Raw genomic sequence first — 16,211 nt, 5'->3', positions numbered from 1 at the left:
ATAAAAAAGAGGGTTCACCTTTCGATGTAACCCCCTAATTAACGCTCTCTGGATATATAAACGCTAGTAAGGTCAAAAAGGTTTTAAAAAAAATAACTTTTTTTCAATTGCACCGCAAGATCTGGTATAAATGGGCTCTGAAGGCAAATTAGCAAGGTTTTTTTTAGCTACATTTGTTTATGGAGATTTACAAAATCACGTTACCAGCGCAGCTGACCTCGCCGATTGTGCTCAGCATCCCACATTGCGGAACAGCCTTTCCGGAGGAGTTGGTGCAGGAGTTCAAAGAGGAGCTGTTGCCACCGGATGATACAGACTGGTTTGTAGATCAGCTGTACCGGTTTGCCAATGACCTGGGAATGATGACGATCTCCGCAGTTCACAGCAGGTGGGTGATCGACCTGAACAGAAATCCTGAAAATATTCCCCTTTATAACGATGGACGTGTCATCACCTCCTTGTGTACAAGCACCGATTTTTCGGGATCGCCCATTTACAAGGATGAGCGCAAGTCTGTAGATCCTATAGAGATGTACAGGAGGAAATCCCTTTATTTTGACCCTTACCATCAGAAGGTACAGGAACTTCTGAACATCACCAAAGCTCAGTTTGGGAAAGCCCTGCTTTGGGATTGTCACTCTATCCGTCGTCATGTGCCAGCCATCGCTGAGCATCCGTTTCCAGACCTGGTACTTGGCAGCGTGGATGGAAGTTCCGCAGCACCGGAGCTGACTGCACTGGCCGCTGCAGTACTTGCTTCTACGGGCTTGAATGTGCAGGAAAACCACCCTTTTAAAGGTGGTTACATCACCCGTTCTTTCGGTAAACCGGGGGAAGGGCAGTATGCCTTGCAGCTGGAGATGTCAAAAGATAAATATATGGATGATGCTGAGACATCCTACAGCGAGAGCAGGGCTGCGGAGATGCAACAATTGCTTCGGGAGGCTTTCATTGCGTTAAACAGGGAGCTCGATAACCACTAGAACCTGTTTTTCTGATAGGTCCACTGGCCGTTAACGATGGTTCCCATTAATAAACTGGTACCTCCGGCGTAGACGATTGTGGATAAGAGATGTCTGAGCGGAGCTTGTGAAAGCATAGGATGTTCAAGATCATATACCGCCGCGTCAAATGGCTTTCCAATTTCAAAGTAAGGAAAATCTTCTTTTTCTACAGTGCCCATGGCCCGTCGTCCGGCCTGGAGGGTTGTATCCATCAGCGTGACTGCACCATCTGCAAAGGTATTTCGCTTATGACTGATCAGCCGTTGTGCATAGTCCAGCCAGCGCAGGTCTTCCAGGGGGTTGAGGCTGATGTGACTATCGGTGCCTATAGACCAGGAACCTCCATGGTTAGCATAGCTGCTCAGGTTAAAGATGCCGTCGCCAAGGTTGCCTTCAGTTCCGGGGCAAAGGACTACGTTGGCGCCCGATTGTGCCAGGAGTCTGGTTTCTTCTTCGGTCATGTGCGTGCAGTGCACCACGTGAAATCGACGATCCAGAGGGAGGTTGTCCAGCAGCCATTCCACTGGACGTTTGCCGAGGTAGGACTGCGAATCACCGATCTCTTTTAATTGCTCCGCAGCATGAAGATGAAAAGGCAGGTCCTGAGGCCCCTGGGCGACTGTTTCAATGATATCCCGGCCATCAACGGCACGAAGTGAATGAACCCCATAGCCTAGTCGCGCGTCCTTATACCACGATGTTGCTTGCTTACTGTTTTCCAGCAACCGGAAGTAATCATCAGTAGTTTTGGAGATAAACCGGCGCTGGCGCTCTTGTGGAGCTTGTCCGAAGTTACCTTTCTGATAAAAAACCGGTACCAGGGTGATCTTAATGCCAGCCGTTGCTGCCGCATGAATCAGGCGCTCGCCGATTTCGGCGGGGTTGTCGTAAGGTTTACCTTGTTCGTCATGATGGAGGTAATGAAATTCAGCCACATGAGTATAGCCATTCCGAAGCATTTCCCGATAGAGCGCTGTAGCGACATCCTGCACCTGCTGAGGATTAAATCGAAGCGCACATTGGTACATCGCTTCCCTCCAGCTCCAGAAATCATCTGTTGCACCATGCTGATGTTGTTCTGCAGCGCCCACCATGCCATACTGAAAAGCATGGGAGTGAGCGTTCTGAAAGCCGGGCACCACGGCACCATTTACTGTGGTCACCTGAGTTGCTTCAATATCGGTAGGACCGGTTCCCGATAGGTAGCCGATCGTTCCATCAGCTGTAATTCCTACGTAAGCGGGACTGAGCCAGGAATCTGCTAAACGGATTGCAGTGAATTTATAATAGTTCATCTTTATGTGCGTTATGAATTTTTATGCCAGTTGTCCAGTCCTTCCAGTAGCTGATCGTCGACCAGGTTGGGCAGTGTAACTTCCAGTCCGGGGGTACGGGCCATTTCTCTGCGGATGGCAAATCCTGCCTCCGTGTTCCGTGCCCAGCTGCGTCTGGCAATGCCATTGTTGACATCAAAAAGCAACATGCTTTTTAGCCGTTCGTTAGCGGAAGCCGAACCATCCAGCACCAGTCCAAAACCGCCATTGATCACCTCACCCCAGCCTACGCCACCACCATTATGTATGGACACCCAGCTGGCACCCCTGAAGCTGTCGCCAATGACATTCTGAATGGCCATGTCTGCTGTAAACCTGCTGCCATCATAAATGTTGCTGGTTTCCCTGTAGGGCGAATCTGTGCCACTCACATCGTGGTGGTCGCGGCCCAGGACAATGGGCGCTTTCAGCATGCCATTTTTAACATGGGTATTGAACCGTTCAGCAATTTTCATCCTTCCTTCCGCATCGGCATAGAGGATTCTCGCCTGTGAACCTACCACCAGTTTATTCTCGGCCGCAGCGCGGATCCAGTTGATGTTGTCCTCCAGCTGCTGCCTGATTTCTGTAGGAGCAGTTGCTTTGATTTCTTCCAGTACCTCCAGCGCCAGCTGATCACTGAGGGCGAGGTCTGACTCTTCTCCGGAGCTGCATACCCATCGGAAAGGGCCAAAGCCATAGTCGAAACACATCGGACCCAGGATGTCCTGAACATAGGATGGATATTTGAAATTGATACCATCAGCAGCCATAACATCGGCACCTGCGCGACTGCATTCTAATAGAAACGCATTGCCGTAGTCGAAGAAATAAGTGCCCTTTGCGGCATGAAGGGCAATGGCTGAGGCATGTCTTCTTAAAGATTCCTGCACCAGTTGTCTGAAGTTTTCCGGATCCGCGGCCATCATGACATTTGCCTGCTCATAACTGATGCCGGCAGGGTAGTAACCTCCAGACCATGGATTGTGGAGCGAGGTTTGGTCGGACCCGATTTCTACCATTATACCTGCTTCTGCCAATGCTTCCCATACTTCTACCACGTTGCCGATATAGGCTATGGATACTACTTCGCTGTTTGCTTTTGCGACCCTGATGCGTGTCAGGAGCAGGTTGATGTCTTCCATGAGCTCATCTACCCAGCCTTGGGCATGACGTTTTTTTGCGGCGGTTGGGTTGACTTCGGCGCACACAGTGATACAGCCGGCGATATTTCCAGCTTTGGTTTGCGCACCACTCATGCCGCCCAGTCCGGCAGTAAGAAATAGTTTTCCAGCCGGTGTTTCCCCTGCTTTCAGCTGCTTACGAAAGGCATTCGTGATGGTGATGGTCGTTCCATGAACAATCCCCTGCGGCCCGATATACATATATGATCCGGCAGTCATCTGTCCGTATTGCGTTACGCCAAGTGCGTTGTAGCGCTCCAGGTCATCCGGTTTGGAGTAATTGGGAATCATCATTCCATTGCTGACCACCACGCGTGGAGCTGCGGCAGGTGATGGAAATAGCCCCATAGGGTGACCGCTGTAAATGTGCAGGGTTTGTTCGTCGGACATCTTTGATAAATACTGCATCACCAGCAGGTATTGCGCCCAGTTCTGAAACACACTGCCATTGCCGCCATAGGTGATGAGCTCCTCTGGATGCTGGGCCACTGCAGGGTTCAGGTTGTTCTGGATCATCAGCATGATGCATGCCGCCGCGCTGCTTTCCGCAGGATACTCGCTAAAAGGACGTGCATACATTTCGTAGCCGGGCCGGAAGCGGTGCATGTAGATCCTTCCATAAGTATTCAGCTCATGCAGAAATTCTGGCGCCAAGTCCGCGTGCCACGCCTCGGGGAAATAGCGCAGCGCGTTTCTGAGGCTGAGTTTTTTTTCTTCCGGACTGAGGATGTCTTTTCGTTTGGGTGCGTGGTTGGCACTGCTGTGGTAAGGTTTCGCCGGAGGAAGTACCTCTGGGATACCTTGTTTGATTTGTTCTTGAAAGGTCATGGTTTCGTTTTGAAAGGTCATGGTTTCGGTTACTGGCTCCAGATGAAGACTAATAGGTTTCGAAAAGTCCGGAATACGGGGTGTCCTGCGACAGTTGTTCCTTTGCCGAGAGCTCCTTTACCAGTTGAGGAAGGCGCCCCTCCTTTATAAATTCAATGCACTGTTCCATAAAGTCATACATTACCTGATCTTCAGTGATAAATGGAATATGTTGACGGACATGTGCCAGTATGGTGTTCAGTACTTTGCTGGATTTTAAGGGCGCATGAAACTCCATGGCCTGTGTTGCCGAGAACAGCTCAATGCCCAGGATCTTTTCTACATTGCCCAATACCTGCAAGGCTTTGCGCCCGCTGATGGAGCCCATGCTGACATGGTCTTCCTGGCCCAGTGATGTTGGGATGCTATCTGCACTTGAAGGGAAGCACAGTCCTTTGTTTTCGCTGGCCAACGCGGCGGATGTATATTGGAGGATCATGAAGCCAGAGTTCAGTCCCGTATCCTTTAACAATAGCTTAGGCACCCCTGGAGTATTGCCTTCCAGCGACAGGTAGATGCGGCGGTCGGAGATGTTTCCGATTTCAGAGATCGCCAGACAGGCATAGTCGAGCGCCATTGCCAGCGGCTGCCCGTGAAAATTGCCTCCACTTATGGTGAGCTCCTCGGTGAAGATCACAGGATTATCGGTTACGGAATTGAGTTCCACTTCCAGCAGTTCTTTGAGGTGTAACCATGCGGTCCGGGAAGCACCATGTACCTGTGGGATACAACGCAGGGAGTAGGGATCCTGCACACGAGCACAGTTGGCATGGTCGGCTACAATTTCGGAATCCCTCAGTAGGTTCGTCATACTGGCAGCAACATGTATATTTCCCTTGAAAGGCCTGAGCTGGTGCAGCTCAGCACTAAAGGGTTTGGTGGAACCCATTAATCCTTCCAGCATCAGTGCGGCAGTGATGTCTGCTGAATCCAGCAGTTGCTGCATCTTCTCGACTACCTTTACCGCATGTGCAGCAATAAATTGGGTGCCGTTGATTAAAGCGAGTCCTTCTTTGGCTCCCAAGGCAATGGGTTGGAGTTGATGTTGTTCAAACAATTCTGCAGTGCTGATGATGATACCCTGGTGGCGTACTTTACCAAGGCCAATCAATGGCAGGAACAAATGGGAGAGTGGTGCCAGGTCACCGGAAGCGCCTACAGAACCTTGTATGGGCACAATGGGAATGGCGCCGTTTTCCAGGTGCCAGATGATCCGGTCGAGTGTGCTTTCCTGAATCCCCGAATATCCCTGTGCCAGCGCCTGTATTTTTAAGACGAGCATTAGTGCTGCGATTTCGTCCGCCACAGGTTCACCGATACCTACCGCATGGCTTTTCAGGATGTTCTCCTGCAGCTTAACGGTATCTTCTTTGGAGATCATGGTGGTGCAGAGCGGGCCAAAACCTGTATTGATTCCGTATACCGCTTTGTCCGACATGGAGATGTGTTCCACTATGCTGCTGCTGCGTCTTACTTTCTGACGGGTTTCATCGTTTAAAATGCCTTTTATCAGTCCTTTACTGATTGCAAGTGCCTTTTTTGCACTGAGGTAATCTATGCCGTATTGAAATGTCTTTTCCACGTGGTTTTCGTTTTATCTTAACAAAGATATTCCATAGTTTTGATGCTTATAAATACCATTTACATCAATAACTAATAACTGTGGGTTATCAGATAGATCTTCGGCATCTTAAATATTTCCAGGTACTGGCGGAGGAATTGAAATTCCGGACAGCGGCGGAGAAGCTGTTTATATCGCAGCCCGGCCTTACCCGGCAGATCCAGCAGATGGAAGAGATCCTGAAGGTCTCTCTGTTCGACCGTAGCAAGCGGAAGGTGGAGCTGACGGAAGCCGGACGTTACCTAAAGGGCGAGGTGGATTTTATATTCAATCATCTGGATATGGTAAAAACAAGGCTGGAGAACATTCAGGAGGGTAAGGAAGCGGAACTGCGGATTGGTTTCCTGGGCTCTGCTGCGCAGAAGATCTTGCCAGAGCTGCTGTTGAAACTGAACAAAGATTATCCCGGGATACAGACCAGTCTGGAAGAACTGTCGAATAAGATGCAGCTGGAGCTGGTAGACAAGGGAAAGCTCGACCTGGGGTTTGTACGCCTGCCCCGTGTGCCGGAGACTATGGAGAGAAAGCTGGTGCTGACGGATTCATTTTCTGTGGTGCTGCCTAAAAACTATCCGCTGAAAGAAGCCGACTTTAGTAATATTGCCCAGCTTAGCAATGAGCCCTTTATTTTCTTCTCTAGTGACGACAGTCCGATTTACTTTGAGCTGATCATGAGCATATGTGAAGACCAGGGGTTCCGGCCAAAAGTCTTTCACCGGTCGGTACATGCGTTGACGATCTTCAAGCTGGTCGAAGAAGGGTTTGGAGTCGCAATTGTGCCGAGCTCCCTGAAGTATGGCTATAGCCTTGATGTAAAATTTTACGAGATCAAAGGCATCAGGCAGCAGTCGGAGTTATCAGTGATCTGGAAAAAGACCAACAGGAACCCGGTATTGAAGAATGCCATCGCGCTGCTGAATACCTGATTCCTTCTTTGTTGATGTGATATTCGGCTTATATTAGTCACTCCTGCAACATCTAGGCAGAATTGAAATGGACATTATAAAATATACACCTGCATTTAGAGCGCGTTGCATCGTTATTTTCAAAAGCAATCAACCGAAGTTTTTTGCGGAAGAGGAATTGCAGCTTTTTGCCGACTTCCTGGACCATGATATTGATGACAATTATTATTTGATACAGGAAGAAGGGGAGGTGGTTGGATGTGGCGGTATATTCCTTGATCAGCAGAGCGATGAGGTGGGATTATCCTGGGGGATGGTGCACGCAGATTTTCATAAAAAGGGAATTGGAAAAGCGCTGACGCTATTCAGGCTCGATGTCATGAAGCATCAATTCCCAGACCGTACCTATAAAGTTGATACTTCACAATTTACAGCTGGGTTTTATAAAGGCCTCGGTTTTGATACCATTGCCATCGTCCCCAATGGTTTTGCAAAGGGATTGGATAAATATGTCATGAAAATGACCCCACCCAAGGATATGCCATGAAATTTTTACCTGATCAGGGCCAGTTCATTTCTCGTGTTGTCTTTAAATGTATATTTTAGCAAGTCGAACCAAATGCTGAAAGATGCAATCTTGCCTTAATGAAGTGTCTTTTTGGTACATTATTTGGTGATAAAAAAAGCGAGAACGCCTTCTCAAACAAACACTTACTCCTTTAAGGAATTAATAAAATTGTGAGCATAAACCTCAAACGACTAAATGGCTGAGAAAAAAAACTTTGATTCTGACTTTTGCGGAAGTTTACCTTTGCAGCACATCAATTTAATACAAGATTACGGATATCTGCTCATACTTGATATTGAGGACCTTAAAGTGATCCAGGCTAGTGAGAATACAGATGCCATCACTGGAAAACCCGTTCAGGAGATTATCAATTCCAGTTTCTCAGAATATATCATTGATACAGATTTTGAAAAGATCAGGGAATTCCTGAAAAAGGGGGTAACGCAGAAAATCCCTTTTAGTCTTTCCTTTAATACTGAGGCATCCCAAGATCAGTTTCATGCTTTGATGCATATTAAAGCAGACTATTTGCTGTTGGAAATGGAAAAAGCGACAGTAGAAACCAACAGGTCTTTTGCGGATGTTTTTCAGGAAGTCAAACAAATTATTGCGGCCATCGATCAGGCGGCGACGGTGAAAGAGGTCTGCGAAGTTGCTGTCCATGAGCTGCGCAAGATCTCAGGTTTTGATGGCATCCTCATGTATCAGTTTGACAAGGACTGGAATGGTTCTGTGATTGCGGAAGAGAAAGATGACCGTCTGGAAAAATATATCGGGCAGACTTTTCCTGCATCTGATGTACCGAGGCAGGCGCGGCAACTGTACCTTAAGAATCCCTATCGCCTAATTCCCAGCCGTGACTATCAGCCGATCCGTTTGTACCCCGTTTTGAATTCCATTACAAATTCATTTATTGACCTGTCGGATTGTAACCTCAGGGGGGTAGTAGCGGTGCACCTGGAATACATGAAAAATATGAACATCAAGGCTTCGATGTCTTTCAGGGTCATCCGCAATGGACAGCTTTGGGGGCTGATTTCCTGCCACCATATTGAAGAGAAATACCTGGATTATGAAGTCTGTTCAGTTTTTGAATGGCTTTCTACGGTGATCTCTGCAAAGATCTCCAGCATTCTTGATAAAGAAGCTTATGATTTTGCGACGGAACTCCAACATAAAAGAGCGGCATTAGCCGATCGCATCTACGAGTCTGATGACATTATAGCGGGCATTATAACGGAGGACGGTCCGGATATTCTCGATCTTTTTGATGCTACTGGCTCCGTGGTCATCCTCAATGGACGAATAGAGACGAAAGGTGAAGTTCCTCTGGTCGATGACATCGATAACCTGATGCTCTGGCTCGAAGGTAAGGACATCAATGATGTGTTTGCTACCGATCACCTCAGCGGTATATATGATGATGCAAAAACCTTTGCTGCCGTTGGAAGCGGGATGCTTGTCATTCCCATCGACAGTGCCAAAGGAGATTACGTCGTTTGTTTCAGGCCTGAAGTTGTGGAAACCATCAACTGGGGCGGGGATCCGAATGAAGCGATTACCTTTGAGAATGACGGTAAAAAATACCATCCCCGCAATTCGTTTAAATTGTGGAAGCAGACCGTGATGCGTCATGCCAAACCATTCACACCGGAAGAGTTAGAGATTGCCGCAGTACTGCGCAGCTTTTTATTTGAATTTAGAACCAAACAATTATACAACTAGGATACAACGATGAGGGGCGAGTTGAAAGATAAATATATAGTAGCAATTGGTGCATCTGCAGGTGGGCTGGAGGCCATACATGAGTTCTTTGACCACATGCCTCAAAGTGCTAGTTTTTCATTTATTGTGATCCAGCACTTGTCGTCTGATTATAAAAGTCTGCTGGTGGAGCTGGTGGCTAAACATACACACATGAAGGTGTTTGAAGCGGCGCACGACATGGTGATCCAGCAGGACTGTGTGTACATCATCCCTAACAATAAACTGATGACCGTGAGCAAGGGTAAGCTGAAGCTCGCGGATAAATCGCTTACCAAAGCACCAAATACGGCCATTGATACTTTTCTACATACGCTTGCAGAGGATAAAAAGGAGAAAGCCATTGCCATCATCTTGTCCGGTACAGGAACAGATGGAACAAAAGGCATCCATAGCATCAAGGAATGTGGAGGAATGGTCATCGTACAGGATCCGGCAACAGCAAAGTTTGACGGAATGCCGAACAGTGCCATTGCTTCAGGAAATGCAGATTATATCTTGGCTGCCGAAAATATGCACCAGGAGCTCTTCAACTATGTAAATGAGGAGCCTGTAAAGGTACTTGAAAATGGCAAGCTGGATGAACAGCTCCTGGACGAGATCTTCGGTATGGTGCATGAGCAGAGTGGTAATGATTTTAACCTCTATAAAACACCAACCATCATCCGTCGTATCGGTCGACGCATGAACGAGAATGGGTTGAAGAACCTGAAAGATTACGTACGCTTTTTGAGTGATCACAGGGAGGAGGTGAAGGTACTTGGACAGGACTTCCTGATTGGCGTGACGAAATTCTTCAGGGACCAGCAGGCTTATGAAGTCCTGGCAGATAAGATTCTTCCGGATATCATTCGCGCTAAGGCCGATAATGATATCCTCAAAATATGGGTATGTGCCTGCAGCACCGGTCAGGAGGCTTATTCCATTGCCATTCTGGTGAATGAATGTATGGAACGGCTTGGCAAGAAGCTGGATGTAAAGATTTTTGCAACAGATATTGACGAGAAAAGTATCGAGATTGCTTCGCGCAACCAATATCCGGAAAGTATTGCCAAGGAGATCCCTGCTGCCTTGTTCAGCAAATATTTCATCAAGGAAGGAAAATATTACGGGGTGATGCCTGAAGTACGGAAGCAGGTGGTGTTTGCGAAACATGACGTCATCAAATCACCTCCATTCATCAAAAATGACATGGTGACGTGTCGCAATATGCTGATCTATGTGAATAGTGTGCTGCAGGAAAAGATCCTTTCCACTTTTCATTTTTCACTGAACCAGGGAGGGTATCTCTTTTTAGGTTCGAGTGAGACGGCTTCGGCACTGAGGGATGGCATCCGTGAGATCTCCAGCAAATGGAAATTCTATCAGAAGTCCGGATCGATCAATTATTCCAGTTATCATACGTATAATACCGGTAGCCGTTTACTTGCGCAGCAGGAGAAGAACAAAAACGGTGCTGCGGAAACCTCATTAAGCTCCATCGAAAAGACCTTTAGTCAGTTTGTGACGGAAGACCTGGGTTTTGTAGGGGTATTTATTGATAAATCCTATATCATTCAGGAGGCTGTGGGCAACTACCGCCGGTTTTTGTCGCTGCCGGATCAAAAGATTCAGCTGAACATACTGAAGATGGTACCCCGGGAGGTATCGATCATGCTGAATACGGCCTTAAGAAAGTCCTGGAAGGAAAACAAAAAGACACACCTTAAAAGAATCCGCTTTAACAGAGAAGAAGAAGATATATTCCTGAACATTTCCATACAACCACCGGAGGGCCGAAATTCAAGCGGCTACACCATGATTGTGTTCAGCGAAAGTACGGTTGAGGCCCTTCCTGATAAGGAAGACCTGGTGATGTCTATGCTAGCTAATGATCATCAGAATGAATATGTTTTTGAGCTTGAGGCGGAGCTGAACGAAACCCGCAGTAACCTTCAGATGGCGGTGGAGGAGATGGAAACTACCAATGAGGAGCTACAGTCCAGCAATGAAGAGCTGTTATCCGCAAATGAAGAACTACAGTCCAGCAATGAAGAGCTGCAGTCGTTGAATGAGGAACTCCATACCCTGAATACGGAACATCAGGTGAAAATCAGGGAACTCGTGGAGTTGAATGATGACCTGGACAACTATTTCAGGAGTACCGACATTGGTCAGGTTTTCCTGGATGCCAGCCTGTACATTCGTAAGTTCAATCCGGCAGCCATCAGTATGGTGAACCTGATTGATGCGGATATCGGCCGTTCTATTGAGCACATTTCTAATAACATCAAGGCCGAAAACCTGACTGGCGACATCCGTTCGGTATTGCTGACGGGTCATCTGGTGGAAAAAGAAGTGCAGTTGAAAAATGGCAACCGCAGTTTGATGCGCATCATGCCTTACGTACGCAGGGACAAAAAGACCGATGGAGTGGTGATTACCTTCGTGGACATCTCGCACATTACGGAGCTGAACAACATCATCACCGGTGTTTTCAATGCCAGTCTCAATGCAGTACTGGCTTTTACGGCCGTTCGCAACCAGGATCATTTTATCACAGATTTCAAATGTGTTTCTTTTAATGATGTAGCCCTGGACTTCCTGCATAAAACCAGGGAGCAGCTGAGCAATACCATGTTGGTGAAGCAGTTGCCGGAGCTCACTGAAGGGAATCTGTTTGCGAAATATGTGAATGTAGTAGAAAAGGGAACATCATTGCAGACCGAGTTCCAGAATAGCAGCAAACGCTGGTATCAGCTGGTGGCGGTGAAGATGTCTGACGGATTTGCAGCCACACTCACAGATATTACGGAGCGCAAGGCTGCGGATCAGCGGCTTAAGAAAAACTATAATGAGCTGATTGTTGCCCGTGAGACACTGAAAACGCTTAATTCTGAACTCGAGGAGAAAGTGAGGGCACGTACCCAGCAGCTCTCTGCCAGCGAAGACCGCTTTAATGAAGTGGCCCGTGCAACTAATGACACCATATGGGACTGGAGCCTGGTGGACAATACCATGTGGAGGAGTGATAACATGGATTCCATGTTTGGATACTCAAGAAGCGAAGAGACCAGCAACATCGGCTTCTGGTTTGATAAAATACATCCTGATGACCGTAAGCGGGTAAAGGACAGCGTCTTCGCTGCGATCAATCAAAATGAGAAACAATGGTCCGAAGAATACCGGTTCTTGAAATCCAATGGGGAGTATGCCGCTATCCTTGATCGCGGGACGATCCTGCATGATGATTACCAGACCCCATACAGAATGGTCGGTTCCATGATCGACATTACCAGGCTGATTGATACAGAACAGAAGCTGAGCAGCAGCGAGCGCAAATTCAGGAAAGTTTTTGACTCCAATGTAATTGGCATGTTGTTCTCAGACCTGTATAGTGGGAAAATCCTGACGGCCAATGAGGCCTTTGTAAATATGATCGGTTATACACGGGAAGAGATTGAAAATCAGCAGGTCAGCTGGCAGCAGATTACTCCTGAAGAATATATGGAAGTTGGACAGGCTGCTGTGCGCCAGATTGAGGAGCATGGCGTATGCCCGCCATTCGAGAAAAAATACATCCATAGAGATGGTCGTTCGATTTCTGTGTTGATTGGTTCTGCACTGCTGGATGCCGAAGACTCCAATGAGGTCGTTACCTACATCATCAATATTACTGAACAGAAAGAAAATGAACAGCGACGTATGGAACTTCAGAAGCTGATCAAAAAGCAGCAGGATGAGTTTTATGGCATTTTCAAAAATGCGCCGGCGATGATCACCATCCGCAGGACGGAAAACCTGGTATATGAATTTGTCAACAATGCTTTCAGGGAATTTTTTGGTGACCATGAATATATTGGCAAATCTTCACACGAGGTAAAGATTGGCCTTTCCGGTGAAAGTATCAACGAGGTAGAAGAAGAGGTGTTTAAAACGGGCGTGCCACATATTGGGAAATCTTTCCTGCTGGAACGGATAGATCCGGAATCAGGGGAACATCAGGACTGCTGGTTTGATTTTATTTATACCCCTGTATACAACGATCAGGGCGTGGTGGATGGAATTGCCTTTTTTGGTTTCGACGTGACAGAACTGGTGAAAGGCCAGAAGGCAACGAAGGAACTCATGATGAAAAAAGATGAGTTTATGAGCATCGCAAGTCATGAATTGAAAACACCTATTACCAGTATGAAAGGTTTCCTTCAGATTGCACTGAAGGTGGCCGAGCGGAACAAGTCCGACCTACAGGTGCTTGGATTGATCAATAAAGCAAACCGCCAGATCGGCAACTTGACCCTTCTTGTTGATGACCTGCTGGATGTGACCAAAATCCAGGCTGGAAAAATGCAGTTCAATTTCAGTACGTTTAATGTAAAAACACTGATTGAAGAGTGTGTGGATGATCTCCAGAATACTGAAAAACATGAGGTGGTCATTGAGCAGTATGTGGATGTGGATGCGTATGCAGACAGGCACCGTATTGAACAGGTCGTGCGTAACTTCCTATCGAATGCCATAAAATATTCACCGGAGGCTGGCAAGGTGTTGATATCGAGTGAAATAGAGGGTGATATGCTCAGAGTTGCTGTCCGTGATTTTGGTATCGGCATTCCTTCGGATAAGGCTAAATACGTGTTTGACCGTTTCTTCCGTGTGCAGGAATCTTCTGTGATGTTCTCTGGACTTGGTCTCGGACTGTATATTTCTTCGGAGATTGTGGAACGCCATGGCGGTACAATCGGAGTCAACAGTGAAGAAAACAAAGGCTCGGAATTTTGGTTTAATATCCCGCTGAAACAACCTGATGAACAGGTTCATGTAGCGCAGACAAACGGTTAGATATTTCTCCCGATTTTCAAAATTTAGGTTGAAGAAAGGTGATTGTTGCACACTTTTCATTCTTTTTGGGAAAAATATGGTTAATATTGTATACGCTTCAATAATTTATCCGGGACAATTAAATAATGTTAGAGTACAGTACACTTTCAGATGCCGAGCTGACAGTCTTATTGAAGTTGGGTGACAGAACTGCGTACACTGAGATTTATCACCGTTATAAGTTTGTGCTGCATAACCATGCCTGGAATAAAACAAGGAATAGGGAAGAAGCGCAGGATGCCATTCAGGAAGTATTTGCCATGCTTTGGGCAAAGCGTGAGCAACTTAGCCTGGAGACCAACCTGGCGGGATATCTGTACACCAGTGTCCGTAACCATATTCTGAATCAGATTGTCCGTAAAGAAGTACAGACAAAATACATCAATTCCATTCATCAGTTTGCTGAAGAAGAACCTGTAGTGACGGATTACCGCGCCCGTGAGAATCAGCTGAAACAGCTAATTGAAAAAGAAATCGCCGCCCTACCACCACGCATGAGACTTGTTTTTGAACTCAGCAGGAAATCTCACCTTACCCATAAAGAGATTGCCGAGCAGCTGGGGACGTCGGAGCAAACCATAAAAAAGCAAATGACCAATACATTACGGGTATTGCGGGTGAAACTTGGGCTTTTTGTATATGTTTTCTTTCTTTTCTATCGGTAATCTGTTCTTTTTCAACGGTAAAGTATTTCCTTTTTATGGGTCAAATCTGTTGCCAGCAATGTTTTGTTAAAAAATGTTAATTTTTTTTGATCTTCCGATACCTCTATGGTATTCATTCCCTTGTCTTACTATTAGAACGCATGGAAAAAGAAGAGATCAAACAAATTCTGGATCATTATAAAAACGGTACCGCTACAGAGGAGCAATTGGCGCTTCTGGAAAGCTGGTATCTGCATTATGAAGCTGAAGGCCCTGCTGAACTGGAGATTGAGGAACGCTCCAAAGATTTGGAAACGGTATTTCTTGGCCTTCGGGAAGAGCCTGCATCCGTTCAGAAGAAATTGTGGCTGAGGATTTTCGTAGCTGCATCTGTCCTTATCGCGCTAACATTGGGCATTTATTTCTATCCTTCTTTTCAAAAACCATTGAGCATAGAAGAGGCGGTGGTGAAAAACGGGATCACACCGGGTAGCAATAAAGCCTACCTGACACTGGCAGATGGAAACCGGATTGCACTTACTGATGCCAGCAATGGGGAGATTGCCAGACAATCTGGAATCAGCATCACCAAAACTGCAGACGGTGAGCTGGTATATACTGCATTGGAACAAGGTGCTTCCGACAAGCCCTCATTCAATACATTCGAGACGCCTAAAGGCGGTCAATATCAGTTACGTCTGCCCGATGGGACGAAGGTTTGGCTGAATTCAGCTTCCACACTGACTTATCCTGCCAGCTTTGCCCTGTCGAAAACACGTCAGGTGATGCTGAAAGGTGAGGCCTATTTTGAAGTGTCGAAGGATAAAGACCATCCTTTTGTCGTGAAAACCGACAAACAGGAAGTCAAAGTACTCGGAACTCATTTCAACGTGAACGCTTATGCCGATGAACCAACAGTAAAAACCACGCTGATTGAAGGACGTGTAATTGTTGATACGGAGAAGGATACTAAGGTGCTGAACCCAGGTGAACAGGCGGTTGTCACCAGTAGCATGGTGAATATATTTTCAGCTGATATTTATCAGACGATGGCCTGGAAAAATGGTGATTTTGTATTTGAGGGTGCTTCCCTACGCACCATTATGCGTCAGATCAGTCGCTGGTACGATGTGGACCTGAGTTATGAAGGAACGATTGCCGAATTACAGTTCGGCGGATCTATATCAAGGAATAAAAACCTATATGAAGTGCTTCGCGCACTGGAGATGACCAGAGGAGTTCATTTTAAAATAGAAGGAAGGAGGGTTTTAGTTATGCCATAAAACTTTACTTACCATAAAGGGATAACTAAAAAAAGAAAGGGAGCGTTGGCGCGCCCCCATTCAGGATTTTAGGTTTCCTTATTTCGTATTGAGTCAAACAATCACCAAACTAACAAACCCAAACAAATGTATAAAAATTACTCTAGAAAAGGGTATGACCTGACCCGTCATGCTAAAAATCAGCCTGTTCCATACGGC

10 protein-coding genes are annotated in these 16,211 nt (G+C 46.6%); 7 read left to right on the top strand and 3 right to left on the bottom strand.

Annotated features, from left to right (window positions below):
• The first annotated feature begins 179 nt into the window (after positions 1-179).
• Positions 180-983: an N-formylglutamate amidohydrolase gene (locus tag PBAL39_RS13280; RefSeq protein WP_008242260.1), complete on the top strand. Its 804-nt coding sequence runs from the start codon at positions 180-182 to the stop codon at positions 981-983.
• Here the strand turns inward: PBAL39_RS13280 and hutF are convergent.
• Genes hutF through hutH form a run of 3 tightly spaced genes read right to left on the bottom strand, consistent with a single transcriptional unit; the run spans position 980 to position 5,950 of the window.
• Complete coding sequence (gene hutF / locus PBAL39_RS13275; RefSeq protein ID WP_008242252.1) at positions 980-2,299, bottom strand: formimidoylglutamate deiminase; 1,320 nt, start codon at positions 2,297-2,299, stop codon at positions 980-982. The genes PBAL39_RS13280 and hutF overlap by 4 nt on opposite strands.
• Positions 2,300-2,310: 11 nt before the next feature.
• The gene (locus tag PBAL39_RS13270) at positions 2,311-4,329 is read right to left on the bottom strand and encodes a urocanate hydratase (protein ID WP_039866593.1); all 2,019 of its coding nucleotides are present in this window, start codon (positions 4,327-4,329) and stop codon (positions 2,311-2,313) included.
• A 49-nt stretch (positions 4,330-4,378) separates the two neighbouring features.
• Entirely contained in the window at positions 4,379-5,950 is a 1,572-nt protein-coding gene (gene hutH / locus PBAL39_RS13265) for a histidine ammonia-lyase (RefSeq protein ID WP_008242248.1), read from the bottom strand.
• Positions 5,951-6,030: 80 nt separating this feature from the next.
• Between hutH and PBAL39_RS13260 the strand changes: the two genes are divergently transcribed.
• The 6 genes from PBAL39_RS13260 (at position 6,031) to PBAL39_RS13235 (ending at position 16,013) form a co-directional block, all read left to right on the top strand.
• Positions 6,031-6,915: a LysR family transcriptional regulator gene (locus tag PBAL39_RS13260; protein ID WP_008242247.1), complete on the top strand. Its 885-nt coding sequence runs from the start codon at positions 6,031-6,033 to the stop codon at positions 6,913-6,915.
• 67 nt (positions 6,916-6,982) lie between these two features.
• Positions 6,983-7,441, top strand: a complete 459-nt coding sequence (locus tag PBAL39_RS13255; RefSeq protein WP_008242245.1) for a GNAT family N-acetyltransferase — start codon at positions 6,983-6,985, stop codon at positions 7,439-7,441.
• A 216-nt stretch (positions 7,442-7,657) separates the two neighbouring features.
• Positions 7,658-9,187 carry a GAF domain-containing protein gene (locus tag PBAL39_RS13250; protein ID WP_008242243.1) on the top strand — a complete coding sequence of 510 codons (1,530 nt, stop codon included), beginning with the start codon at positions 7,658-7,660 and terminating at the stop codon, positions 9,185-9,187.
• Between the two features lie 9 nt (positions 9,188-9,196).
• Positions 9,197-14,047 carry a chemotaxis protein CheB gene (locus PBAL39_RS24685; protein ID WP_008242241.1) on the top strand — a complete coding sequence of 1,617 codons (4,851 nt, stop codon included), beginning with the start codon at positions 9,197-9,199 and terminating at the stop codon, positions 14,045-14,047.
• Between the two features lie 125 nt (positions 14,048-14,172).
• On the top strand, positions 14,173-14,751 hold the full coding sequence (locus tag PBAL39_RS13240; protein ID WP_008242239.1) for an RNA polymerase sigma factor: 579 nt from the start codon (positions 14,173-14,175) through the stop codon (positions 14,749-14,751).
• 140 nt (positions 14,752-14,891) lie between these two features.
• Complete coding sequence (locus PBAL39_RS13235; RefSeq protein WP_008242235.1) at positions 14,892-16,013, top strand: FecR family protein; 1,122 nt, start codon at positions 14,892-14,894, stop codon at positions 16,011-16,013.
• Positions 16,014-16,211: the final 198 nt, after the last annotated feature.

Source organism: Pedobacter sp. BAL39 (genome assembly GCF_000170795.1).
Classification (GTDB): domain Bacteria; phylum Bacteroidota; class Bacteroidia; order Sphingobacteriales; family Sphingobacteriaceae; genus Pedobacter.
This window is presented reverse-complemented; position numbering and strand designations above follow the sequence as displayed.

Bases quoted from the DNA above. Each gene is read 5' to 3' on its own strand.
- PBAL39_RS13280 (WP_008242260.1), top strand. From the start codon at position 180: ATGGAGATTTACAAAATCACGTTACCAGCGCAGCTGACCTCGCCGATT.
- hutF (WP_008242252.1), bottom strand. From the start codon at position 2,299: ATGAACTATTATAAATTCACTGCAATCCGTTTAGCAGATTCCTGGCTC.
- PBAL39_RS13270 (WP_039866593.1), bottom strand. From the start codon at position 4,329: ATGACCTTTCAAGAACAAATCAAACAAGGTATCCCAGAGGTACTTCCT.
- PBAL39_RS13255 (WP_008242245.1), top strand. From the start codon at position 6,983: ATGGACATTATAAAATATACACCTGCATTTAGAGCGCGTTGCATCGTT.
- PBAL39_RS13250 (WP_008242243.1), top strand. From the start codon at position 7,658: ATGGCTGAGAAAAAAAACTTTGATTCTGACTTTTGCGGAAGTTTACCT.
- PBAL39_RS24685 (WP_008242241.1), top strand. From the start codon at position 9,197: ATGAGGGGCGAGTTGAAAGATAAATATATAGTAGCAATTGGTGCATCT.
- PBAL39_RS13240 (WP_008242239.1), top strand. From the start codon at position 14,173: ATGTTAGAGTACAGTACACTTTCAGATGCCGAGCTGACAGTCTTATTG.
- PBAL39_RS13235 (WP_008242235.1), top strand. From the start codon at position 14,892: ATGGAAAAAGAAGAGATCAAACAAATTCTGGATCATTATAAAAACGGT.